This is a genomic window from Rhodococcus sp. NPDC057297 (assembly GCF_042667435.1).
Lineage (GTDB): Bacteria > Actinomycetota > Actinomycetes > Mycobacteriales > Mycobacteriaceae > Rhodococcoides.
On sequence record NZ_JBHUZE010000003.1, the window covers coordinates 160,846 to 183,876 of the forward strand.

The 23,031-nt window shown below is 65.4% G+C and carries 20 protein-coding genes and 1 pseudogene; 4 read left to right on the top strand and 17 right to left on the bottom strand.

Annotated features, from left to right (window positions below):
- Positions 1-25 precede the first annotated feature (25 nt).
- The gene (locus ACFULT_RS10715; RefSeq protein WP_378481438.1) at positions 26-2,365 is read left to right on the top strand and encodes a DNA polymerase III subunit gamma and tau; all 2,340 of its coding nucleotides are present in this window, start codon (positions 26-28) and stop codon (positions 2,363-2,365) included.
- 102 nt (positions 2,366-2,467) lie between these two features.
- On the opposite strand, the gene ACFULT_RS10720 is transcribed toward ACFULT_RS10715, so the two are convergent.
- Positions 2,468-2,707: a hypothetical protein gene (locus ACFULT_RS10720; RefSeq protein WP_037108340.1), complete on the bottom strand. Its 240-nt coding sequence runs from the start codon at positions 2,705-2,707 to the stop codon at positions 2,468-2,470.
- A 285-nt stretch (positions 2,708-2,992) separates the two neighbouring features.
- On the opposite strand from ACFULT_RS10720, the gene ACFULT_RS10725 reads away from it, so the two are divergent.
- Positions 2,993-4,204: an acetyl-CoA C-acetyltransferase gene (locus ACFULT_RS10725; RefSeq protein WP_020111033.1), complete on the top strand. Its 1,212-nt coding sequence runs from the start codon at positions 2,993-2,995 to the stop codon at positions 4,202-4,204.
- A 10-nt stretch (positions 4,205-4,214) separates the two neighbouring features.
- Positions 4,215-6,365, top strand: coding sequence for a 3-hydroxyacyl-CoA dehydrogenase NAD-binding domain-containing protein (locus tag ACFULT_RS10730; protein WP_037108344.1), 2,151 nt, complete (start codon positions 4,215-4,217; stop codon positions 6,363-6,365).
- Between the two features lie 36 nt (positions 6,366-6,401).
- On the opposite strand, the gene ACFULT_RS10735 is transcribed toward ACFULT_RS10730, so the two are convergent.
- From ACFULT_RS10735 to ACFULT_RS10805, 15 genes and pseudogenes are all read right to left on the bottom strand, one after another.
- Positions 6,402-7,082, bottom strand: coding sequence for a GntR family transcriptional regulator (locus ACFULT_RS10735; RefSeq protein WP_170945240.1), 681 nt, complete (start codon positions 7,080-7,082; stop codon positions 6,402-6,404).
- A 252-nt stretch (positions 7,083-7,334) separates the two neighbouring features.
- Complete coding sequence (locus ACFULT_RS10740; protein WP_378481439.1) at positions 7,335-8,492, bottom strand: cation:proton antiporter; 1,158 nt, start codon at positions 8,490-8,492, stop codon at positions 7,335-7,337.
- A 4-nt stretch (positions 8,493-8,496) separates the two neighbouring features.
- Positions 8,497-8,976: a cation:proton antiporter regulatory subunit gene (locus tag ACFULT_RS10745; RefSeq protein WP_020111030.1), complete on the bottom strand. Its 480-nt coding sequence runs from the start codon at positions 8,974-8,976 to the stop codon at positions 8,497-8,499.
- A gap of 68 nt (positions 8,977-9,044) precedes the next feature.
- On the bottom strand, positions 9,045-9,359 hold the full coding sequence (mihF, locus tag ACFULT_RS10750; protein WP_026347388.1) for an integration host factor, actinobacterial type: 315 nt from the start codon (positions 9,357-9,359) through the stop codon (positions 9,045-9,047).
- Between the two features lie 234 nt (positions 9,360-9,593).
- On the bottom strand, positions 9,594-10,064 hold the full coding sequence (locus tag ACFULT_RS10755; protein ID WP_378481440.1) for a hypothetical protein: 471 nt from the start codon (positions 10,062-10,064) through the stop codon (positions 9,594-9,596).
- Positions 10,061-11,266, bottom strand: a complete 1,206-nt coding sequence (locus ACFULT_RS10760) for an MCE family protein (protein ID WP_378481441.1) — start codon at positions 11,264-11,266, stop codon at positions 10,061-10,063. The genes ACFULT_RS10755 and ACFULT_RS10760 overlap by 4 nt, the downstream gene beginning before the upstream one ends.
- Positions 11,263-12,306 carry an MCE family protein gene (locus tag ACFULT_RS10765; protein ID WP_378481442.1) on the bottom strand — a complete coding sequence of 348 codons (1,044 nt, stop codon included), beginning with the start codon at positions 12,304-12,306 and terminating at the stop codon, positions 11,263-11,265. Before ACFULT_RS10765 ends, ACFULT_RS10760 begins: the two co-directional genes overlap by 4 nt.
- Positions 12,303-13,388 carry an MCE family protein gene (locus ACFULT_RS10770; RefSeq protein WP_378481443.1) on the bottom strand — a complete coding sequence of 362 codons (1,086 nt, stop codon included), beginning with the start codon at positions 13,386-13,388 and terminating at the stop codon, positions 12,303-12,305. Before ACFULT_RS10770 ends, ACFULT_RS10765 begins: the two co-directional genes overlap by 4 nt.
- Complete coding sequence (locus ACFULT_RS10775; protein WP_037108366.1) at positions 13,385-14,362, bottom strand: MCE family protein; 978 nt, start codon at positions 14,360-14,362, stop codon at positions 13,385-13,387. Before ACFULT_RS10775 ends, ACFULT_RS10770 begins: the two co-directional genes overlap by 4 nt.
- Positions 14,359-15,369, bottom strand: coding sequence for an MCE family protein (locus tag ACFULT_RS10780; RefSeq protein WP_378481444.1), 1,011 nt, complete (start codon positions 15,367-15,369; stop codon positions 14,359-14,361). The genes ACFULT_RS10775 and ACFULT_RS10780 overlap by 4 nt, the downstream gene beginning before the upstream one ends.
- Positions 15,366-16,496 carry an MCE family protein gene (locus tag ACFULT_RS10785; RefSeq protein ID WP_378481445.1) on the bottom strand — a complete coding sequence of 377 codons (1,131 nt, stop codon included), beginning with the start codon at positions 16,494-16,496 and terminating at the stop codon, positions 15,366-15,368. Before ACFULT_RS10785 ends, ACFULT_RS10780 begins: the two co-directional genes overlap by 4 nt.
- Positions 16,493-17,341 carry an ABC transporter permease gene (locus ACFULT_RS10790; RefSeq protein WP_080732928.1) on the bottom strand — a complete coding sequence of 283 codons (849 nt, stop codon included), beginning with the start codon at positions 17,339-17,341 and terminating at the stop codon, positions 16,493-16,495. The genes ACFULT_RS10785 and ACFULT_RS10790 overlap by 4 nt, the downstream gene beginning before the upstream one ends.
- Positions 17,341-18,150 (bottom strand): ABC transporter permease, encoded by an 810-nt coding sequence (locus ACFULT_RS10795; RefSeq protein ID WP_378481446.1) that lies wholly within the window; start codon positions 18,148-18,150, stop codon positions 17,341-17,343. Before ACFULT_RS10795 ends, ACFULT_RS10790 begins: the two co-directional genes overlap by 1 nt.
- Before the next feature lie 3 nt (positions 18,151-18,153).
- Positions 18,154-19,701, bottom strand: a complete 1,548-nt coding sequence (gene fadD5 / locus ACFULT_RS10800) for a fatty-acid--CoA ligase FadD5 (RefSeq protein WP_378481447.1) — start codon at positions 19,699-19,701, stop codon at positions 18,154-18,156.
- A gap of 103 nt (positions 19,702-19,804) precedes the next feature.
- Positions 19,805-20,592 (bottom strand): annotated as a pseudogene (locus ACFULT_RS10805) (enoyl-CoA hydratase-related protein).
- Between the two features lie 85 nt (positions 20,593-20,677).
- Between ACFULT_RS10805 and ACFULT_RS10810 the strand changes: the two are divergent.
- Positions 20,678-21,994, top strand: a complete 1,317-nt coding sequence (locus ACFULT_RS10810) for a TetR/AcrR family transcriptional regulator (protein ID WP_378481448.1) — start codon at positions 20,678-20,680, stop codon at positions 21,992-21,994.
- Between the two features lie 3 nt (positions 21,995-21,997).
- On the opposite strand, the gene ACFULT_RS10815 is transcribed toward ACFULT_RS10810, so the two are convergent.
- Positions 21,998-22,933 carry a DUF808 domain-containing protein gene (locus ACFULT_RS10815; protein ID WP_037108385.1) on the bottom strand — a complete coding sequence of 312 codons (936 nt, stop codon included), beginning with the start codon at positions 22,931-22,933 and terminating at the stop codon, positions 21,998-22,000.
- Between the last annotated feature and the right edge of the window lie 98 nt (positions 22,934-23,031).

Here is a 23,031-nt window from a genome sequence, read left to right on the forward strand (position 1 = left end):
GGTGCGCGCCGGTACCCTTCCATGCGTGGCTCTCTACCGGAAGTACCGTCCTGCGACGTTCGCTGAGGTCGTCGGGCAGGAGCACGTAACCGAACCGTTGAGCACTGCGCTCAACTCCAACCGGATCAACCACGCATACCTGTTCTCCGGGCCCCGAGGCTGCGGTAAGACATCGTCGGCGCGCATTCTCGCGCGGTCGCTGAACTGCGTCGAAGGTCCGACGTCCACGCCGTGCGGCGTCTGCAACTCGTGCGTTGCTCTCGCACCGGGTGGGCCGGGCAACCTCGACGTCGTCGAGATGGACGCCGCAAGCCACGGTGGCGTCGACGATGCACGTGATCTCCGTGACAAGGCGGTGTACGCGCCCGCCGAATCGCGCTACGTCATCTTCATCATCGACGAGGCCCACATGGTCACGACGGCAGGCTTCAACGCCCTGCTGAAGGTCGTGGAAGAGCCGCCGGAACACCTCGTCTTCATCTTCGCGACGACGGAGCCGGAGAAGGTACTGCCGACCATCCGTTCGCGTACGCACCACTATCCGTTCCGGCTGCTCCCGCCGTCGACCATGCGTGGACTGCTCGAGAAGATCACCGCGCAGGAATCGGTCCCTGTCGAGGATCCCGTCTACCCGTTGGTGATTCGAGCCGGCGGCGGATCGCCCCGTGACTCGCTCAGTGTGCTGGACCAACTGCTCGCAGGCGCAGGCCCGGAAGGCGTCACGTATCCGCGGGCACTGTCCCTGCTCGGCGTCACCGACGTCGCGCTGATCGACGAAGCCGTGGATGCACTGGCGGCCGGAGACGGCGGATCCCTGTTCGGGACGGTCGACAAGGTGGTCGACGCTGGACACGATCCACGCCGCTTCGCGACGGACCTGCTGGAACGGCTCCGCGACCTCATCCTCATGCGCGCCGTCCCCGACGCAGGTGAGCGCGGGCTCGTCGATGTTCCCGGTGACGTTCTCGAACGTCTGCGCGACGAAGCCGGCCGCATCGGCTCGGCGACCCTGGCGCGCTATGCGGAGATCATCCACGCCGGTCTGGGGGAGATGCGCGGCGCCACCGCACCGCGCCTGCTGCTCGAAGTCATGTGTGCGCGAATGCTGCTCCCTTCGGCGTCCGACGCAGAATCTGCTGTGCTGCAACGTCTCGAGCGTCTCGAGCGGCGCTTGGACGTCACGTTGCCCGCGGGCGAGCAAGCCGCCATAGACCAGGCTCCGCAGCGTCGAGCCGAGTCGTCGACCGCCATCGCGTCGCCGGTCGACGACACTCCGCCCAAGTTCGTTCGGCCGTCCCAGCGGGTAGCTGCGCCCGAGCCCGCAGCTCCTGCCGTCGAAGTACCGCCTGTGGTTCCGACGGCTCCCGCGGTTCCCGCGGCGCCTGCCGTAACCGTTCCGGCGACGCCCGAGCCTGTCCCGAATCCAGTGCCCGAGCCGGAACCCATGCCGGAGCCCCAGCCCGTGCCGGAGCCCCAGCCCGTGCCGGAGCCCCAGCCCACTCCGGACCCCGAGCCCACCCCGATCCCGGTGCCGGACCCTGAGCCGACCCCGGAACCCGAGCCTGTGTCGACGCCGGACCCGGAACCCGAGCCGGCGCCCGTAGAGCCCGAACGTCCGGTTGCCGAACCGACCCGTGCGTTCGATTTCCCCGCGCCAGTCGAGGCTCAGCCTGCCCCTGAACCAGTGCCTGCCCCTGAACCAGTACCGGAACCAGTACCGGAACCTGAGCCCGAGCCCGAGCCCGAGCCGGTTGCGGCGGCGTCCAACCAGCCGGACGCCGCGGCGATTCGTGCGGTCTGGTCCGAGGTCCGAGCCAAGGTGCGCGAGCGCAGCCGCACGGTCGAGGTCATGTTGTCCGGTGCGTCGGTGAGGGCTGTGAGCGACGGCTCGATCACGCTCGGCCATGATTCTGCGCCGCTCGCGAAGCGTTTGCAGGAGGGACGAAATGCCGACGTCATCAGGGATGCCCTTCGTGACGTGTTCGGTGTCGACTGGCAGGTGACGTGCGTCGTCGGAGCATCGGCTCCCGCTGAGGAAGCTCCGGTCACGAAGGCTGCGCCCGAACCTCCGAAGGCGCCGCCGACCAAGTTCTCGCGTCCGAGCCAGGCGAACAAGCCCGCTTCCGTTGCGCGGGAGTCGGCAGCGACCGACCACGGGTACGACGACATACCGCCCCCCGAGGCGCCTGACTATCCCGACGACCCCGAGCCGGCCGGTCCACCGCCACCGGAAACACCGGAGGACGAGGAAGAGCTGCTCAAGGCGGCCGCCGAACCGGCCGACCCGTCGGTGCGCCGCGACCCGGAAACGGTGGCCATGGAACTGTTGCAGGCCGAGCTCGGGGCGACTCCGCTCAAGGAATAGGAGCTAGCACCCTTTTTGCAGAGCTGACACGCCCGATCCGCGGATAGGAGGCGTGCTGGGTCGGCAGAAAGGGTGCTGAGTCGACCACATGGCCGACCTGGGTCAGGTTGTTTCGATGTCTTCGGGGTCGACGAAGACGAGCCGGCCGTCGTCGAGGGCGACTGCGTAACGGTGAGCTCTGGCCCAGGTGCGGTCGACCGGTGCCGTCTGCTCACCGAAGTCTTCTTTGACCACGCCTGATTCCTTGGGCCACTGGTCGCGTGGCAGGGAAGAATCGGAGCTGTAGCGCACTTTGACGTGCGCTCCGACCGCGAGCGGCTTCTGAGTGTCCATGGTCATCATCTCCGTAACTGGCCGAGCTCGAACCTCCCCCGCAGGCTCCACTCTGTGGAACCGGTTCGTTCCGCTGGCTCCACTCCCATATCCCCCCGAGTGGTGATGGTATCTCTACCCCTGTCTCGTAGAGCTGAAACGCACGCGCCGGTCACGGACCGCGCTCGTTTCGGTCCTTCACCGGCTTGTGTACCGCGTTCTAGTGTGAGAGGAGCCGAGGTGTGATCCTCGAGTCCTGCGGCGCTTTCGGGTGCCGCCGCCGAGTCAGAAGTACGTGGAAGGAACGACCGCGCTGTGACTACAGAAGCGTTCATTTACGAAGCCATCAGGACCCCACGCGGCAAGGGGAAGAACGGCTCACTGCATTCCGTCAAGCCGATTTCGCTGGTCACCGGCCTGATCGACGAGCTGCGTCGACGGTTCCCCGACCTCGATGAGAACCGCATCTCCGACCTGATCCTCGGTGTGGTCTCCCCGGTGGGCGATCAGGGCGCCGATATCGCGCGCACCGCGGTCCTCGCCGCGAAGATGCCCGACACTGTCGGTGGATTCCAGCTCAACCGGTTCTGCGCGTCGGGCCTCGAAGCCGTCAATCTGGCTGCGCAAAAAGTGCGTTCCGGCTGGGACGAGGTCGTCATCGCCGGTGGCGTCGAGTCGATGTCCCGCGTTCCTATGGGCAGCGACGGGGGTGCCTGGGCGATGGACCCGGCCACCAACTACGACACGTACTTCGCGCCGCAGGGCATCGGCGCCGATCTCATCGCGACGATCGAGGGGTTCAGCCGCGAGGACGTCGACGCCTATGCCGTGCAGTCGCAGGAGCGTGCGGCCGCTGCATGGTCGGGTGGCTACTTCGCCAAGTCCGTCGTACCGGTCACCGACCAGAACGGCCTGCTGATCCTCGACCACGACGAGCACATGCGTCCGGGCAGCACGGTCGAATCGCTCGGCAAGCTGAACCCGGCCTTCACCGGTGTGGCTGCGATGGGCGGATTCGACGACGTCGCGCTCCAGAAGTACCACTGGATCGAGAAGATCGATCACGTCCACACCGGTGGCAACAGCTCCGGCATCGTCGACGGCGCGGCCCTCGTCCTTGTCGGTAGCGAGCAGGCAGGCAAGGACCTGAATCTGGTTCCGCGTGCGCGCATCGTCGCGACGGCCACTTCCGGTGCAGACACGACCATCATGCTGACCGGCCCGACGCCCGCGTCCAAGAAGGTTCTGGCGACAGCAGGATTGACCGTCGACGACATCGATCTTTTCGAACTGAACGAGGCGTTCGCATCCGTCGTCCTTCGCTTCCAGAAGGATCTGCAGATCCCGAACGAGAAGCTCAACGTCAACGGTGGAGCCATCGCGATGGGACACCCGCTCGGCGCCACCGGAGCCATGATCACCGGAACCGTGCTCGACGAGCTCGAGCGTCGCGGCGGCCGGTACGCACTCATCACCCTGTGCATCGGCGGCGGCATGGGCGTTGCCACCATCATCGAGCGAGTCTGAGGAACACACCATGAGCGAAAACATGATCACCTGGGACCAGGATTCCGACGGCATCGTCGTGCTCACGATGGACGACCCCAACCAGGGCGCCAACACGATGAACCAGCTGTACAAGGACTCGATGGGCGCAACCGTCGACCGGCTGGAGAAGGAACTCGACTCCATCACCGGCGTCGTGATCACCTCGGCGAAGAAAACGTTCTTCGCCGGTGGTGACCTCAACAGCCTCATCACCGCGAAGCCCGAGGACGCTCAGCGCGTGTTCGACGAGGTGCAGGAAGTCAAAGCTCAGCTGCGACGCCTGGAGAAGCTCGGCAAGCCCGTCGTCTCCGCGATCAACGGCGCTGCGTTGGGTGGTGGCCTCGAGATCACGCTCGCGACGCACCACCGCATCGTGGCCAACGTGTCGGGCGTGCAGCTCGGTCTGCCCGAGGTCTCCCTCGGCCTCCTGCCCGGTGGTGGCGGCGTCACGCGCATCACGCGCCTGCTCGGCATCCAGAACGGATTCATGACCGTCCTTGCCCAGGGCACCCGGTTCCGTCCGGAGAAGGCGCTGGAAATCGGTCTCGTGCACGAGCTCGTCGACAGCATCGACGCTCTTGTGCCCGCGGCGAAAGCATGGATCAAGGCCAACCCGGAGGGTGGCGTCGCACCGTGGGACGTCAAGGGCTACAAGATTCCCGGTGGCACGCCGTCGAATCCGAAGCTCGCCCAGATCTTGCCCGCGTTCCCGTCGAATCTGCGTAAGCAGATCAAGGGTGCTCCGATGCCGGCTCCGCGCGCGATCCTCTCGGCCGCGGTCGAGGGAGCTCAAGTCGACTTCGACAATGCGTCGACCATCGAGTCCCGGTACTTCACCGAGCTCGTCACCGGCTCGGTGTCGAAGAACATGATTCAGGCGTTCTTCTTCGACCTGCAGGCGATCAATGCAGGCAAGTCTCGTCCGGACGGTATCGAGAAGACGACCTTCACCAAGGTCGCAGTCCTCGGTGCAGGCATGATGGGCGCCGGTATCGCCTACGTGTGTGCCAAAGCGGGCATCGACGTCGTCCTCAAGGACGTCGCCCTCGAGTCCGCGGAGAAGGGCAAGGCGTACTCCGAGGCCATCGAGGCGAAGGCGCTCTCGCGCGGCAAGACCACGCAGGAGAAGTCCGACGCACTGCTCGCGCGAATCCATCCGACCGCCGATGCCAAGGACGTCGAAGGCGCCGACCTCGTCATCGAGGCGGTCTTCGAATCCGAGGAGCTCAAGCAGAAGGTGTTCCAGGAGATCGAGGACCTCGTCGACCCGTCGGCGTTGCTCGGTTCCAACACCTCGACGCTGCCGATCACGAGCCTCGCTCAGGGTGTGAAGCGTCAGGAAGACTTCATCGGAATCCACTTCTTCTCACCCGTCGACAAGATGCCGCTGGTGGAAATCATCCGCGGCGAGAAGACATCGGACGCTGCACTGGCGAAGGCCTTCGACCTGGTACAGGTCATCAAGAAGACCCCGATCGTCGTCAACGACAGCCGTGGGTTCTTCACCTCGCGCGTCATCGGCACCTTCATCAACGAGGCCATCGCGATGCTCGGTGAGGGCGTGGAGCCGTCGACCATCGAGCAGGCAGGCCTGCAGGCCGGCTACCCGGCGGCGCCGCTGCAGCTGTCCGATGAGCTGACGCTCAACCTGATGCAGAAGATCCGCAAAGAGACCTACGACGCCATCAAGGCTGCAGGCGGTACTCCTCCGGAGGATCCGGCCGGCGCAGTCATCGACAAGATGGTCGACGAGTTCGAGCGTCCCTCCAAGGCGAAGGGCGCTGGCTTCTACGAGTACGCCGACGGCAAGCGCGCCGGCCTGTGGTCTGGCCTGCGTGACGCGTTCAAGTCAGGTACCGCGGACATTCCGTTCGAGGACTTGAAGGAGCGCATGCTGTTCATCGAGGCCATCGAGACGCAGAAGTGCTTCGACGAGGGTGTCCTGAACACCACCGCCGACGCCAACATCGGCTCGATCTTCGGCATCGGCTACCCGGCTTGGACCGGTGGTGTGCACCAGTACATCGTCGGCTACGAGGCTGCGGACGGTTCCCTCGGTCAGGCTGCGTTCGTCAAGCGTGCCGACGAGCTGGCCGCGAAGTACGGCGAGCGGTTCACCGCGCCGGACTCGCTCCGTTAGGTGAGTGGAAATGTGTCCCCTGGGACACATTTCCACTCACAGGGCGCGGTACGCGATCAGGCGTTCCGCGCCGTCGGTGAACTGTCGGCGCATCAGCGTGCAGGCTGCATCCACGTCGCCCGCACGGAGAGCGTCGATCAACTGTTCGTGATTACGCACCGCCGCTCGCCCCCATTCCGGATCCGACGCGTACAGCCGGGTGGGGGTGTAGCGGGTGGCGTTGTTGAGAAACCACGCCAGCTTGGTTGCACCGGTGAGGCGATTGAGCACCCGGTGGAACTCGAACTCGGCGATCTCGACTTCCTCGGCCTGGTTCTTCTCCACTGCAGAGGCGAGTGACGCGTTGAACTTCTCCAGCTCCGCGAGGACGTCCTCGTCGATCTTCGGCGCTGCTCGGCGAACCAATTCGACTGCGATCTGTCCCTGTAGCCAGAAGATGTCGACGATGTCCTCGGGCGTCAACGGGGACACGACGTAGCCGCGGTGCGGCACCAGTTCGACCATTCCTTCGCCCCGCAACGTGAGCAGTGCTTCGCGGACCGGGGTGACACTGACGCCGAGTTCGGCAGCCGTCTCGTCGAGTCGGATGAAGTCACCCGGACGGACCGCCCCGGACATGACGATGTGCCGCACATGGTTGGCGACGTCCTCGGACAATTGTGGACGCCGACGCAATGCGGGGGCACCGTCCGTTGGTGATCGACGCTGCTGGGCCATTCGGTCAGCTTAGGCGGCGCAGGAGTGGAGCCTGCGGAATGACTTGATAGAAGCAGGAGTGGAGCCTGCGGAATGGCTCTTTTCAGGCAGGAGTGGAGCCTGCGGAATGACTCAGTGGGGGCAGGAGTGGAGCCTGCGGAATGACTCTTTTCAGGCAGGAGTGGAGCCTGCGGAATGACTTGATAGAAGCAGGAGTGGAGCCTGCGGAATGACTCTTTTCAAGCAAGAGTGGAGCCTGCGGAATGACTGTTGTCAGTCTGCGCGGACTGCGGGTGGGACGGCGATGACCCGTGCTGCGACGGGGCCCAGAACGGCCATGAGCAGTACGTACGCGGTGGCGAGGGCGGCTAATTCTTTGTCGACGGCTCCGGCTGCCACGGCGAGGCCGGCGATCACGATGGAGAATTCCCCGCGTGCGACCAGTGCGGCGCCTGCGCGAAGCTGCCCGGGTCTGCCGATGCCCTGACGACCAGCGGCCCATACCCCGGTCATCACTTTGGTGATGGTGGTGACGATGGCCAGGACGATTGCCCAGCCGAGCACCGGTGGCACCGTCGCGGGGTCGGTCTGTAGTCCGAAGACGACGAAGAACATAGCCGCGAACAGGTCGCGGAGGGGTTCGAGTACGCGGGTGGCATTGTCGGCCGTGGAGCCGGAGATCGCGATTCCCAGGAGGAAGGCGCCGACGGCGGCGGAGACCTGCAGTTCGGACGCGATGCCGGCCACCAGTAAGGCGGCGCCGAGGACGTTGAGCAGTACGACCTCACGGTTCGCGCTGTCGACCAGCGCCGAGACGAACTTGCCGTACCGAAGCGCAACCACCAGGACGACCGTCACGACCAACAGCGAGATACCGACTGCTTCCATGCCGCCGAGAAAACTGACACCGCTCAGCACGGTGGTCAGGATCGGGAGATAGATGGCCATGGCCAGGTCTTCGAACACGAGGATCGACAGCACGACGGGCGTCTCGCGGTTTCCGAGGCGTCCCAGGTCGGTGAGGACTTTCGCGACGATTCCCGACGACGAGATGTAGGTGACCCCGCCGAGGACGAGTGCGCCGACGCCACCCCAGCCGAGCACGAGTGCCAGTACTGCGCCCGGTGTGAAGTTGAGGACGATGTCGACGATTCCCGCGAGCGAGGAGCGGCGAAGTCCGGTGACGAGTTCGGCTGCGGTGTATTCGAGCCCTAACAGTAGGAGGAGAAGAATGACGCCGATTTCGCTGGCGAGTTCGCTGAACTCGTCGATTCCGCCGAGGGTGACGAAGCCGCCGTTCCCGAAGGCCAGGCCGCCGAGTAGGTAGAACGGGATGGGCGACACGCCGATCCTGCCGGCGAGACGAGCAAGAAGTCCGAGTGTGAAGAAGACCGCGCCGAGTTCGATCAGAGCGAGCGCGCTCTCGGCCATGTCGCTATCGGCCGAGCAGCTTGGTTGCGGCGTCGAGGCCGTCGGCGGTTCCTACGGCGACCAGAAGGTCGCCCGCGACGAGCGTGAAATCGGGAGTGGGCGACGGCTGGACCTGCCCTGCGCGCATGACGGCGACGATGGACACCCCGGTCTTGGTGCGCATGGTGGTGTCGCCGAGAGTGCGGCCGTCGAATCGCGAGCCCAGTTTGATGGGCAGTTGGCGTGTGTTGATGCCGGGAAGGTCGCGATGCTCTTCCCCGAGCTGAGCAATGAGTTGCGGCGTGCCGAGCAGATTGCCCAGCGCCGCCGCTTCCTCATTGCTCAAGGTGATGGACGCCTGTGTTGCGTCGGGGTCATCCTTGCGCGAAACGATCAACTCGTTCGCCCCGTCCTTGCGGGTGATGACACCGATGCGGCGCCCGGATGCGAGGGCGAAATCCTTCCGCACCCCGATCCCGGGCAGCAGGGTCACTTCGACGTTCATGGGGAAATGCTATCCCCGCACGAACGAGATGTGTCCTCGAAGACCCTGCAGGCCGATCGAGCGTCGTATCAGGACGCGACAGCCGCCAGAAGTGCCTCGCGCTGGTTTGCGCCGAGTCCACCGATACGGCGGGTGTCTGCGATGGACAGCTGCTCGAGCAGCTGAGCGGCGCGCACCGAGCCGACGCCCGGAAGTGCCTTGATCAGTGCGGACACCTTGGTCTTCTTCACGATCTCGTCGTTCTCGGCCTTCGCGAGAACGTCAGCGACGCTGAGCTCGCCGGACTTGACGGCGGCCAGCAGCTTCGACCGGGCGGTGCGTGCCTCGGCAGCCTTGGCCAGAGCCGCGGTGCGCTGTTCCGGAGTCAATACTGGTAAAGCCATGGCCTGTTCTCCTCGATTGTGGTGACCCGTCGCTTTGGTGACATGGTCTTCGACCCTCTTGCATCGTGCCTGGTGGCTCCGACAATCTATCGAACCAACACGCGTGTGATTCGACGAGAGCCACCGTTCCTTCCCAGCCAGGCTACGTCCTTTGCGTTTCGGGGTGTGCCCCGACCAGCAGTTAGGTCCGACCCGAGGGCCTGCGATCATGCAGCGAGGGCCCGTCGGCGGCTGTCAGCGAGGCTCGGCCGATGCGAGCAACCACCGGTCTCCGTTTCGCTCGAGTTCGATGATCATGCGTGACGAATCTGTGCGGCCGTCGGGTGCTGCGAGGTTCCGTACTTGCTGATCGAGGAACACCGCGACGGTGGCTCGATCGTCGCTCAGTTCGACGATTCCTGCGGCGACGACGTGCCCGGTCGCGGTGCCCTGTCCGGTCGTCAGGAGGTCCTGCAGTTTCGTGGACACGTCGCGGTAGGTGCCGGCGAATTCGTCGGTCGACGCAGCGGTCACTCGGTCGAGGTTCGCACCCGGATCGTTGAAGTCGTACGTGGCGAGTTCCTCGGTGCACTGCGTCGCCGACGCCAGTGCGGCGGACCGGAGGTCGTTCTGCTCTCGGTCGTCGAGGTGGAGGTATCCGAGGACGGCCACACCCATTGTGAGAGCGGCGATCACGAGTGCGACGGCGCGGGTTCGGAGCGTCATTTCCGTACTCCTTCCAGGAGTTGCTTCCAGTAGTTCAGTGCCTCCACGCCGGTGGGGACGAGGAGGGGATCCTCGGCGATCGGGGGCCCGGTGACGCTGCCGGGGACGGTCGACCCGGACAGTCCGAGGTCGTTCGGTCTCGGCGCGTTCTGGGCGCCGCGCTGCTCGAGGTTGTCGCCGGGTGGGCAGTAGAGGTTCAGGTTCGGATCGCGCGGTGAGGTGTCGCCGACGGCGCGGCGCGGTGTGTCGTACCAACAGACCGGGCCTTGGGTGCCGACGAGAGTGAAATCGCCGCGGTCGCCGTGCACGATGGACGTCAGCTTTCCGAGTGTCTCGGGCATCGCGATCAGCAGTGCGTCCAACGCGGGTGTGCGGTCACCGAGTACGCCGGTGACGGTGACGAGGTTGGTCATCAAAGCTCCGACTGTCCCGCGCGTGTCGTCGAGCAGTTGTCGGGTTCGTCCCAGTGCGTCCGGTGATCGATCGAGCAGGTAGATCAACGTCGGTTCCTGCGCGAGTAGCTGCTGGGTGACGTCGGCGGCGGCGCGCGCAGCTCCCGGCAGCGCGTCCGAGCGGGATGCGAGCGCGTCCAGCATCGGTAGCGAATGGTCGACGATGTTCGCCAGCGCGGGGGCGTGTTCGTCGAGCATCCGGCTGAGTGTGTCGGCGTCGTCGAGCAGTTGCTGGAGTTGGGTGCCGGTGCCGCCCACGGCGGTGCCGAACGTCTCGCCGATCGTGGTGACCGAGGCCGGATCGATGGATTCGGCGAGGGCCGCCATTCGCGTCAGCAACTCGTCGAGTTGCACCGGCGCGAGTTCGGGCGGAACGTCCAGGCTGTCGCCGTCGGCGAGGTACGGGCCTTGTCCGGTAATCGGCGAGATGTCCAGGGTTTGGATTCCGAGGGCGCTGTTGCTGGTCACGGATGCGACGGATCCGACGGGAACGCGGGTGTCCGGGTCGAGGGCGAGCCTCACCTCGGCGCCGCTGACGGTGACCGATATGTCGGTGACGGATCCGACCGCGACACCCCGGTACGTCACACCGGTACCGACTCCGATGTTCGACGCGTCGGCCATGGTTGCGTGTACGTCGATCGAACCGCGCAGCGATTGTGACCCGAGCGCATAGGTGCTGCCGACGACGAGTGCGACGACGGCGGTGACGGCGAACAACACCAGCTGTATGCGGACCGGCCTGTTCATCTCGGTGCCTCCGGGACGAGAAGAGGCTGGAGCGTTCTGGGGACGTCCTCGAGGCGACCCCCGGTGGTCAGTTCACCGACGGTTTCGGGGAGGTCGAGTGCGCCGTCGAAGACGAGGTAGTCGCCGTGGACCGCGCCGTTGAAGCCGGCGATGAACTGGTTCATGTTGGCCAGGGCCGGAGTAACGGATGAGTTGAAGCTCTGGATCGAGTTCACGATGTGGGCCAGATCGTCGATGCCGTCGGAGAGTTCGGACTGGTTGTCCGCGAACAGCTTCTGTGCGGAGGCTGCGAGTGACGCGGTGGAGTCGACGAGCGAGGCGATGTGGTCGCGTTGGGAGACGAGGAGCTCCATAGTGGGAGCGGCGACGCTCAGCCCGGCGTCGATCGCAGCGCGGTTGTCCGCCAGCATCGCAGAGACGGACCCTGCCGCGGCCAGGACACGGTCGAACTCGGCTCGGTGCTCGGCGGCGTTCGCCAGAATCCGGTCGGCGCTGAGGAGGAGCGCACGGACGTCGGGACCCCGGCCGTCGAACGTGGCGTTCAGCTCGGTGCCGATGGTGCGAAGTTGGTCGAGTCCGCTGCCGTTCAGCACCAGACCCAGCGTGGCGAGCGACGTCTCGAGCTCGGGCCCGATCTCGGTGTTCTCGAGCGTGTCGCCGTCGGCCAGCGTGTCGTTGTTCGTCGAGGCATCGCCCGGGACCGTCAACTTTACGTAGGGTTCGCCCAGGGCGGAGGCGAGTTCCAGTGAGGCCGTGACGTCGGCCGGTAGCGGAACCGACTGGGACAGGCTCAGTCCCACCGATGCGATGACGCCATCGGTGGACAGGTCGTCGACGCGCCCGACCAGCTGCTGGCCGACGCGGACCTCGGTGCCGAGCCGAATCCGGTCGGCGCGGGGAAACTGGGCGGTGACGTGGTAGTCCTGGCCGTCCGCGGACCGGCCGACGGGAAGCTGCCCGAGCCCGATACCGCAGCCGGACGACAACATACAGCCGGACAACAGCAGGCAGGCACCGATCACGAGCGCAATGCGTCTCATCGTGGTCCCCCCAGCAGTTGCGGAAGGCCCAGTGGGTCGGGAGTCTCGAACGGAACGATGATGGGGTTGGTGATGCCCGCGCCGGTACAGATGGGCAACGCGTACTCGCGACACAAGGGAACCGCGACGGCGAACTGGTCGAGATCGGTCGAGATGTTCAACCGGATCCGGGCGCGCTGATCTTCGCCGATGGTGTTGCCGATGTTCTGCATCATCAGCGGCAGTACGTCCATGAATTCGGCGAACTGTGCTTCTCGCGCCGCGAACTGCCCGGTGAGTGCGCCCGCGTTCTGCACCACGGCCCGCACGTCGTCCCCTCGGTCTGCCAGCAGTCGGTCCAGATGGTCGAACATCGACCTCAGCTGGGCGATGGGTTCCCCAATCTCGAGGTCCTGACGCTGTATCTCGTTCCCCAGATCCGCGAGCGAGTCGGTGACCGACTGCACCGCGCCCTGACGGGCCGTGACGGCGGTGATCAAGCGCTCGAGGTTCTCGATGAGCGCACCGAGTTGTTCGCTGTTGCCTCCGACGACTGCGGTTGCGCGCGAGATGTTTCCTATGGCGTCGTTGATCTGCGGCCCGAGACCGGCCGTTCTGTCGGCGAGGACGGACAGAGCGCCCCCGACATCGGCGCCTTCTCCGCCGGTACCACTGTCGGGTCCGAGCGCTGTGACGATGGTGTCGAGGCTGTCCTGCAGTTGGTCCCAGTTGATCGGGGAGTGACTGCGTTCGACTCCGATGACCTCGTCGCCGAGGACGGGTCCGCCGCGGTATGCCGGTCCGAGTTCGACGAAGCGGTCGCTGACGACCGACGGGTTCATGACGAATGCCTGTGCGTCCGCGGGGATGTCGACGTCGCCTGCCACCGTCATGGTCACGCGGACCGAGGTGCCCTGTGGAGAGACGGTATCGACGGTTCCTACCGGGACCCCGAGGACCTGGACCGGGCTACCGGGGTAAATTCCGTTGATGTAGGCGAAATCCGCTGTGACGGTCGTGTTGTCGTCTGTTTCGTAGAACACGAACCACGCGCTTGCGGTCACTGCGACGGTGACGAGCGCGAGAACTGCTCGGGTGTTCATCGGGTGCACCCCTGTTGGACTCCGAGGGAGCAGAGAAGGTTGTCCGGGATCGGTCCTGCGGGGGCGGAGACGTCGACCCAGTTACCGTTGCCCGTGGCGTCGGTGACGGCGCGTAGGGCAGGAGGAAGCGTCGTCAGGAGCGTGTCGATGTTCTGTCCGTTCCGTTCGAGGGTGTCGGTCACCGACGTCATGTCGACCAGGAGTCGGTCGAGTTCGTCGGAATTGTCGTCGAGGAACGCCGACGCGGTGCCGATCAGCGTTCGGAGGTCGGTGACCACGCGGCCGAGCGCGGTTCGGCGATCCGACAACGTGGACAGCACGAGCTGGGCGTTCCCGAGGAGTGCCGTCACCGACTGGCTTTCTGCGGCGACGGTCGACGTCAGCGACTGTGCGACGTCGAGCAGGCTCGCAATCTTGTCGTCGTTGCGGGCCAGGACCTCCGACGCCGCACTGATACCGGTGAGAGCATCGGACATCACGGAGGAGTCGTCCGGCACGGTGTCGCGCAGGGTGGTGACCATGGATTCGAGTGCGGACACGTCGAGTTCTTCGGCGACAGTGCGGACTTCGGTTCCGATGTCGTCGAGAGAATAGGGTACCGACGTCCGTTCCGTCGGGATCGTTCGATCGTCGCCGACGGGTCCGCTTCCGTCGGGAACGATCTCGAGGTATCGCTTCCCGAGAATCGTGCGAAGTTTGACGGCCGCGTGGGTGCGGTCGCCGAGAGGCTGGGCACGGTCGAGTCGGAAGTGGACCTCGACGTGATCTCCGGCGAGTTCGACGCTGTCGACGCGGCCGGCAGGCACACCGGCGAGGAACACGGGGTCGGATTCGGTGAGGCCGCCTGCGTGAGCGAATTGAGCTGTGTACGGCGCAGTTCGAATCAGGTACCAGCCCTGTGGAATCAGGAGGGCGGACGCGAGAAGGACTGTCACGGCGAGAATTCCGACGACGCCGAGTCTGGTGGTGTTCATCGGCAGATCTCCGTGTGCGCGTCGCCGAAGATGTTCGTTTCGGCGTCGCCCGCCTTCAGGGTGAAGTTGCAGGTGTAGAGGTTCAGCCAGCCGCCGTAGTCGCCGATGCTGTTGATGGAGTTCGCCAGCTCGGGCAGCAACGTCATGGTGCGATCGAACTGCTCGGTGTTGGGAATCCACGATTGCGTCGTCGCACGTAGGTCGGCGACGGCGCCGTCGAGTGGCGTCGACGCGTCGGTCGCCAGTTCGGCCAGTGCCGCCACGGCGGTCGATCCGTCGTCGAGAAGGGTGATGAGGGATTCGTTACGGTCGGCGACGACCTGGCTCATATCGGTCAATCCGGTGATCAGGCGGGTGATGTCGGCGTCGTGGCTGTTCATGGCCTGCAACACCGCGTCGAGGTCGGCGATCAGGTCGCCGAAGATCCGGTCGTTGTTCGCGAGTCCCTGCGTCACGCCGGCGACGTGACGCAGAAGCGAGTCGACGGTGCCCGCTTCGCCCTGGAAGGCGTCGGTGATGGACCGAGCCAACGCGTTGACCTGGCTGGGTTCGATGGCGTCGAACAGTGGTTTGAAGCCGTTGACCAGGGCCGTCAGGTCGACGGGTGGCGACGTGCGGTCCAGGGGAATCGTGGAGTCGAGGGTTCCGGCTGGGTCCTCGGGTGGCACGAGCGCAAGATAGCGGGCGCCGAGCATGTCGCCGTATCTGATTGCAGCCGTGACGTTTCCGGGAATCGGCACGGAGGTCTGCACGTCGAAATCGACCACGGCGATGGTTCTGGCGCCGTCGGTTTCGTAGCGTACGTCGTCGACCTTGCCGACGCGTACACCCGCGAGCGTGACGTCGTTTCCGGTGCGGAGCCCTTCGACACCGGTGAATTCTGCACTGTGAGTTCTCGTCTCACCGCTCACCGGCACACTGAGGGTGTCGACGACAACTACGGCGGACAGTAACCCTGCCACCGCGAACGCAGCGAGTGCGAACATCGGACGTGCCAGCGAGGTCATCGAATGGTCACCTCCGTTCCGCGGAGAAGGGGAGCGAGCAGCATCGTGCTGGCGGGGTTCAACGGTTCGGATGTCCCGGTCGCGCTCTCCTGCACTTCGGCAAGTGCGCAGTTCGGCCCGTTCAGCCCGGGATAGCGGGGGCACTCCGCCGCGGTGTAGGGCAGCGGCGACGAGAAGTCCGGGACGGCGGTGATGTCGAAGCGACCGGTCGCGAAGATCCGCGCTCCCGCTGCTCCGAACGGTGCGAACTGGTCCAGTGTCGACGCGAGGCCAGATGAGTTCTCGGCCACCGTGTTGAGCACGGGCGCGCCGCGACGAACGACGGTGATGGCGGCGGGCAGGGTCTCGTCGGCGACGGTCACTGCGGCGCCGCCGAGGCGCGCGGCCGTCGTCAACAATGTTTCGACTCCGGTCGAGTGGTCCAGCACGGTCTGCGACAGGCTGGTCGCCGCCTCGATGGTCGCCAGGACGTCGGGTGTTGCCGCAGCCGCTGCGTCGGCCACCTGCAGGGTCTGCGGGGTGCTGTCGAGGACGGCGTGGATGGACGGTTCGAGCGTCGTCGACAGTGATGCGAGCCGCTCGATCGTCGCGCCGAGTTGTTCACCTCGGCCGCGTAGGGCGGTGCTGATCGCCGTCAACGCGGCCTGTGCCTCGGCCGGTTTCAGGCTGTCCAGCAGGTCGGTGACCTGTCGATAGACTTCGCTCAGTTGCACGGCGTCCTGCCCGGTGTCCATCGCGAGTTCGTCGCCCGCGCGCAGCGGTTCGGTGCTTGCCCCGTCGTGGTCGACGAGGCGCAGGTAGACGTCGCCGAACAACGTCCGCGGTACGACGCGTACGAGCGCCGACGCGGGGACCTCGGTGTCGAGGCGCATGGTGACGCGGGAACGATCGACGCCGCTGTCGATGTCCACGACTTTTCCGACCTGCACTCCGTGGTACTGGACGCCGATTTCACCGATCAGTAGGCCCGCGGACGACGGGATCTCCGCGTACACCTCGGGGGCACGCTCGAAGGCGCCGTTCCCGTACGCCACAGCGGTGACGGCTGCGACCACGAGGGCTGCGGCCATGGCCATTCCGCGCAGGGCGAGCGTTGTCCTGCTCGGACCGAGTACACGTGGTGTCACGACACACCGAGCCCGGGGACGGAGGGGACGACGCCCCAGAGAACGAAGGTGAGGAACACGTCGGTTATACCGATCGCGAGGATCGACGTACGAAGCGCGCGTCCGGCCGCCCGTCCGACGCCCTCGGGGCCACCGGATGCGTGAAAACCGTAGGAGCAGTGCACGAGTGCGACGATGATCGCGAACACGACGGCCTTGACGACCGAGTAGACGAGGTCGCCGGGGGACAGTGCGAGGTGGAAGTAGTAGTCGTAGGTCCCGGCCGAACTGCCCCCGAAGGTGACGACGACCAAGCGCGTCGCGACGAACGTCGCGATGAGTCCGACCATGTAGATCGGCACGATGCAGATCACCGCTGCGATCACCCGAGTAGTCGCCAGAAAGGGTATGGGGCGCACCGACATGGAGTCCAGCGCGTCCACCTCGTCGGAGATCCGCATCGCGCCGAGTTGCGCGGTGAACCCGGTCCCCACCTTGGCGGCGAGGGCGATGCTGGCGATGACGGGTGCAAGTTCGCGGGTGTTGGCGATGGCGGAGAGCAGGCCGGACAGCGACGTGAGGCCGATCAGGTCCAACCCCCTGTAGGTCTCGACGCCGACCATCATCGCGGCAACGGCGGACATCGCGAACACGATGCCGATGGTTCCGCCGCCGGCGAGCAGTGACGCGTAGCCGAAGCTGACCTCGCCGACGTGCTGTGCCACGTGCTTGGGGTAGCGGCGAAGGGTGTACGGCACGGATGCGACGGTTTCGGCGTAGAACGTCACGTGACGGCCGAGTTCGGCGAAGACGTTCGTGACACCCCGGCCGCGCCGTCTGAGCCGAACGAAACTGTCGTAGTTCATCAATAGGTCCCCACCGCGGGAACGATCACTGCATATAGTTGCGAGAGAACGGTGTTGACGACGAACACCATGACGAAGGCGAGAACAACGGCTTCGTTGACGGCGTCGGCGACCCCGCTCGGTCCGCCCTTGGTGTGCAGCCCCTTGTACGACGCGATGAGAGTCGAGGTGATCGCGAAGCACACGGACTTGACCATCGCCATCGCGAAATCGGACACTCGGCCGTATTCGCTGAACGTGGCGAGGAATGCGCCTGCGGATTGATCGGCGACGAAGACCTGGTAGAAGAAGCAGGCACCCACTCCGACGACGGTGACCATTCCGCACACGGCGAGTGCGACGAACATCGACGCGATCAACCGGGGCACGACGAGCCTGGCGATGACGTCGAGCCCCATCACCTCCATGGCTGCGATCTCCTCGCGGATGGTGCGCGAGCCGAGGTCGGCGCAGATCGCGGACCCGGCGACCCCCGCCAACATCAATGCGCAGACGAGCGCGGCAGCCTGGCCGACGACCACGAAGGCGACGACTGCGCCCGAATATGCTCCGGCACCAAGTCTTCCGGCCAGCGAACCGACGGACACCGCGATCAACACCCCGATGGGAAGCATCAGCAGCAGCGCCGGGATCGTGCACACCCGGGCGACGAACAACGCCTGGGTGACCGTCTCCGTGAGCGAGAGCCTCTGTTGTGCGATCGTGGTGACCGTGCGGGTCGCCGCGGTGACCGAGAACGCGATCAGACCGCCGACCTGGTTCGCGAGGTCGCGCGTCGGCGACGCTTTCGCCGTGGGGTCGACAGTCACCGGTTACGCGGGTGTCGGCGAATAGGACGTGCGCAGTGCAACTTTGACGACTTTGCCGCTGGCGTTGCGGGGGAGTGAATCGACGACGACGAGCTCCTTGGGGTGCTTGTACCTCGCCAGGTGATCCCCGAGCCACGAGGTCAACTCGGCCAACGTGAAATCGTAGGGGTCGTTCAGGGCGACGACGGCGACCGGGACTTCGCCCCACTTTCCGTCCGGGCGTCCGATGACGGCTGCCTCGAGAATGCGCGGATGCCCGTACAGGACGTTCTCCACCTCGGCGCAGTAGATGTTCTCACCGCCGGAGATGATCATGTCCTTCTTACGGTCGACGACGAACACGAATCCTTCGTCGTCCTGCCTGACCAGGTCGCCCGAGTGGAACCAACCGCCGTGGAAAGCGTCGGCGGTGGCGTCGGGGTTCTGCCAGTACTCCTGCATGAGAGTGGGTCCGCGGTAGACGATTTCACCGATCTCGCCGGTCGGTACGTCGTTCATCTCGTCGTCGACGATCCGCGCCGACACAGTGGGTACGACGCGTCCGACCGAGCCCAGTTTGCGTAGCGCGTCTTCGCCGTCGAGCACGCAGGTGATGGGCGACATCTCGGTCTGGCCGAACACTGCCACGTTCAGGGCGTTCGGGAACGTCTCGGCCATGGCTTTCAAGATCGTGTCCGACGCCGGTGCCGCGCCCCACGAGATGACGCGAAGGCTCAGATCTCTCGGCTTGCGTGTCTGCTCGGTGCACATGGCCTGCCACTGCACGGGCACGAGGAACAGGGTGGTGACTCCTTCTTCGGCGAGGACGTCGAGAAGGGTCGAGGGATCGAATGCACCGACGGGGTAGATCACCGTCGGTATGCCCAGTTGCAGACTGGGTGCGAGGCTGCCGAGGGCGGCGATGTGGAACATCGGCGATGCGCAGAAGCCGACCTCGTCGACCCCGTGCATCTGCAGTGCTCGAATACAGGTCAGCGACTGGGCCTGCATGTTGGAGTGTGTCAGCACAGCGCCTTTGGGCCTACCCGTGGTGCCCGAGGTGTACATGATGAGCGCGGGCGCGTCGTCGCGCACGTCGACAGGTGGTGCAGGCTGCGCGGCGGCGAGCAGTTCTTCGTAGGCGTCGCCGACGACGATGATGTCGCCCAGTGAATCGACCTGTGCGGCAACTGCATCGGCCAAGGGCGACAACTTCTCGTCGGTGATCAACAGGTGGGAACCGCTGTTCTGCGCGAGGTAGGCGACTTCGGGCGGGGTCATGCGGAAGTTCACGGGCACGGCCAGTGCACCGAGTGCGTTGATCGCGAGCACGGCTTCCAGGTACTCGGGCCGGTTGAGCATCAGGATCAGGACGCGGTCCCCTGAGCCGACCCCTCGTCGGCTCAGGACACCGGCGAACCTGCCGACCCTGCTCTCGAGCTGGGCCCAGGTGATGGTGGCGCCCTGGAAGCGCAGGGCCGTTGCGTCGGGTTGCATCAGTGCATGCCGGCGAACCTGGTTGTTCCAATTGTTTCGAATCGAACGATGGGGTTCGTTCAGGGGAGCGGACATCACTCTTCCTCTTTCGTCGAAGGCGGGATGTGCAGTGAGCGTACCCCCGGCAGGCCTAGCCCGAGGGCGAATCGAGACGTTTGTTTCTGCACGTCATAGCCATTTAAGTTTGCGGTGATTCGCCTTTGCGGCCGAGTAGTGCGCCTACTCGATCGCGAAATTCCGGCGCAGTCAGCAGTTCGATCTGCCTTCCCTTTCGCGTGCCAACGCATCGCCCAGAAGCGCGAGCGTCGATGCCGTCAGGGCCTGTTTTGTCAGACGAAGGGCGCGGGCCGGTCCGTGTGCCAGTCGGCGCGCGACCGATGCGACCGTGCCGGCGAGCTCGTCCGCCGGAAGCGCCTGGGTGATCAGGCCCGACGCGGCGGCGTCGCGCGCGGTCATCGGCTCACCGAGTAGTGCCATCGCGGCGGCTCGGGCGCGTCCTATCGCTGCCGGGACGAGCAGGCTTGCCCCGCCGTCGGGCATCAGCCCGACGCCGGTGAAGGCCAGGAGAAAGGTCGCGTCCTCGGATGCATAGACGAGGTCGGCGGCCAGTGCCAGTGACACTCCGATGCCCGCAGCGATGCCGTTGACCTGCGCGATAACCGGAACAGGTGCGTCGATGACGGCCCTGATCAAGGACGACGCGACGTCCATCGTGTGGTCGGCCTGCAGGCGTGCTTCGGCGTCGGTGGTCGGTCGTGCGCGGGAGAGTTCGACGATGTCGGCTCCGGTGCTGAACGCCGGTCCGCGCCCGGTGATCACGACGACCCGTACGCGCGGCCCGAGTGCGGTGAGTGCGTCGATCAGTGCAGCTGTGGTGGCGCCGTCGAGAGCATTCATCCTCTCGGGTCGATCGATTTCCAGCGTGAGTACGCCGTCGTCTTCGGTTCTGTGCAAACCGTGGGTCATCGAGAGCTCCAGCCAGGTGTCAGGACGTGGGGCGGATGCAGCGGGGGTGCCTGCGAATTGCGGCTAACTTAACTCCTCAAATCGAATGTCTGTCAAGGGTCGTGGAAATTTCCTGAACCGACGGGCCGGCGGCGGTCACGCGCTATCATGGTTTCTGCTGCTCGTGAGCGGCTTCTCGAGCGGTGGCGCGGTGACGGATGGAGGTGTGGTGGCGGAAGCGGAAGTGACGGTGAAACGTCGACGTCCTAGAAATCGGAAGGCGCAGATTCTCACGGCTGCGGCCGAGGCGTTCAGCGAACGTGGCTACCATCCGGTCGGCATCGACGACATTGCTGCGACGGTCGGTATCTCCGGCCCGGCGCTCTATCGTCATTTCCCGACGAAGTACGCATTGTTCGTACACACCGTCATGCGGTTGGCGGATCAGCTGCTGGCCGCGACGGATCCCGCGGTGGTCACCGAGGGCGATCCAAAAGCGCGTGTCGAGGCCATGATCACCGCGATCATCCGTACGACCATCGACAACCGCCGGACCGGTGGTCTGTACCGCTGGGAGGGGCGGTACCTGATGGGCGAGGACAAGACATCGTTGCGGGACAAGTTGTACACCCTGCACGGGCGGGTTGCCGAGCCGCTTCGTCGGGTGCGTCCGGCGTTGACGGAAGCCGACGCCGCTCTGCTTGCCACGGGCGCGATCAGTGTCGTGGCGAGCGTGACGGCACATCGAACTGCACTGTCCGCCAAGCAGATCGAGGTCACTGTTCTGGACGCGGCGTGGTCGGTTCTACGGACGGATCTACCGGAGATCTCGACGGACGAGCCGGGTGCAGAGCGTGTCGGCGAGCGTGCAGGAGATTCCAAACGTGAAGTGCTGCTGCGGGAATCGATGCAATTGTTCTACCAGCACGGATATCACGACGTCAGTATCGAGGACATCGGCGCGGCAGCCGGTATCAACGCTTCCAGCGTCTACCGTCATTTCTCGAGCAAGGCCGATCTGTTGGCTGCGGCGTTCCACCGCGCGAACGAGCGGCTGATCGCGACACTGGACGAGGCACTCGAGGTATCGACGGAACCGGAGGCCGCAATCGCGACGCTGTGCCGGCTCTACACCGAACTGACGTTCCGGCAGAGCGAGCTCGTGGCCGTCTACTTCGCGGAGATCGGTAATCTTCCGGCCGACCAACGGTCCGGGCTTCGGAACGTGCAGCGGCAGAACATCGAACAGTGGGCCCGGCTGCTGCGTGATGCGCGGCCCGAGCTGCCGGTGGTCACATCACGATTTCTGGTCCACGCGGCACTCGGGATCGTCTTCGATGTCGGCCGCGCGGTGCGCTTCGATCGGTCCGACACCACGGTCACGCGGGTGACCGCGGTCATGACCTCGGTGCTTCTGAGCTGAGGCTCAGTGTGCGCGCCGCGCCAGCGCGGACTTCACGCCCAACTGTGCGAGAACGACGATGACACCGACGATCAGGCCGAGCAACGCCGACGCGAGGGTGTTGACGATCCAGGCGAGGATCGGCCCGACCCCGGCGATGTCGTGCACGGCTTCCTCGCCGTGGTGGACGAGCTCGTAGAGGGGGTGAAAGCCGAGCTCGTCGATTCCGACGAGGAGGATGTGGCCACCGACCCACAGCATCGCCGCGGTGCCGACGATGCCGAGGAACGACATGACCTTCGGCATCGCCTTGACGAGCCCACGGCCGAACTTCTCGACGAATCCCGTCGACTTGTCCGCCAGTCGCAACCCGATGTCGTCCATCTTCACGATCAGACCGACGACGCCGTAGACGATCACGGTGATGACAACGGCCACGACCGCCAGGATGATCAGCCTGCTCCAGAAGCCCTCGGCAGCAATCGTGTCGAGCGCGATAACCATGATCTCGGCGGAGAGAATGAGGTCGGTGCGGACAGCGCCGGAGACGACGGAGTCCTCGTCCTTCGGTTCGTCGGCTGCGTCGTCGTGGTGGTCACCGTGGCCGAAGACAGCGCCCCAGATCTTGTGCGCAGCTTCGTAGGCGAGGTAGCAACCACCCAACATCAGAATCGGTGTCAGCAGCCACGGCAGGAACTGGCTCAGCAGCAACGCGATCGGAAGAATGATCAGCAGTTTGTTGCGCAGCGAGCCGATCGCGATGCGCTTGATGATCGGAAGCTCACGCTCGGCAGCGAGGCCGCGGACGTACTGAGGCGTCACCGCGGCGTCGTCGATCACGACACCCGCAGCCTTGGCCGTCGCACGTCCCGTTGCAGCGCCGACGTCGTCGATGGAGGCCGCGGCCAGGCGCGCGAGGGCGGCCACATCGTCCAACAGGGCAACAAGTCCACCCGCCATCACTGGCCTCCACTTCGAATCGTCCGACCTACCGCGTCAACGCAGGCAGCCCACTCGAGAACGATACCGCCTGCACAGGTAATGCTTTGGTCAAGTCG

Bases quoted from the DNA above. Each gene is read 5' to 3' on its own strand.
- ACFULT_RS10720 (WP_037108340.1), bottom strand. From the start codon at position 2,707: ATGATGACCATGGACACTCAGAAGCCGCTCGCGGTCGGAGCGCACGTC.
- ACFULT_RS10730 (WP_037108344.1), top strand. From the start codon at position 4,215: ATGAGCGAAAACATGATCACCTGGGACCAGGATTCCGACGGCATCGTC.
- ACFULT_RS10735 (WP_170945240.1), bottom strand. From the start codon at position 7,082: ATGGCCCAGCAGCGTCGATCACCAACGGACGGTGCCCCCGCATTGCGT.
- ACFULT_RS10740 (WP_378481439.1), bottom strand. From the start codon at position 8,492: ATGGCCGAGAGCGCGCTCGCTCTGATCGAACTCGGCGCGGTCTTCTTC.
- ACFULT_RS10745 (WP_020111030.1), bottom strand. From the start codon at position 8,976: ATGAACGTCGAAGTGACCCTGCTGCCCGGGATCGGGGTGCGGAAGGAT.
- mihF (WP_026347388.1), bottom strand. From the start codon at position 9,359: ATGGCTTTACCAGTATTGACTCCGGAACAGCGCACCGCGGCTCTGGCC.
- ACFULT_RS10755 (WP_378481440.1), bottom strand. From the start codon at position 10,064: ATGACGCTCCGAACCCGCGCCGTCGCACTCGTGATCGCCGCTCTCACA.
- ACFULT_RS10760 (WP_378481441.1), bottom strand. From the start codon at position 11,266: ATGAACAGGCCGGTCCGCATACAGCTGGTGTTGTTCGCCGTCACCGCC.
- ACFULT_RS10765 (WP_378481442.1), bottom strand. From the start codon at position 12,306: ATGAGACGCATTGCGCTCGTGATCGGTGCCTGCCTGCTGTTGTCCGGC.
- ACFULT_RS10770 (WP_378481443.1), bottom strand. From the start codon at position 13,388: ATGAACACCCGAGCAGTTCTCGCGCTCGTCACCGTCGCAGTGACCGCA.
- ACFULT_RS10775 (WP_037108366.1), bottom strand. From the start codon at position 14,362: ATGAACACCACCAGACTCGGCGTCGTCGGAATTCTCGCCGTGACAGTC.
- ACFULT_RS10780 (WP_378481444.1), bottom strand. From the start codon at position 15,369: ATGACCTCGCTGGCACGTCCGATGTTCGCACTCGCTGCGTTCGCGGTG.
- ACFULT_RS10790 (WP_080732928.1), bottom strand. From the start codon at position 17,341: ATGAACTACGACAGTTTCGTTCGGCTCAGACGGCGCGGCCGGGGTGTC.
- fadD5 (WP_378481447.1), bottom strand. From the start codon at position 19,701: ATGTCCGCTCCCCTGAACGAACCCCATCGTTCGATTCGAAACAATTGG.
- ACFULT_RS10810 (WP_378481448.1), top strand. From the start codon at position 20,678: ATGTCTGTCAAGGGTCGTGGAAATTTCCTGAACCGACGGGCCGGCGGC.
- ACFULT_RS10815 (WP_037108385.1), bottom strand. From the start codon at position 22,933: ATGGCGGGTGGACTTGTTGCCCTGTTGGACGATGTGGCCGCCCTCGCG.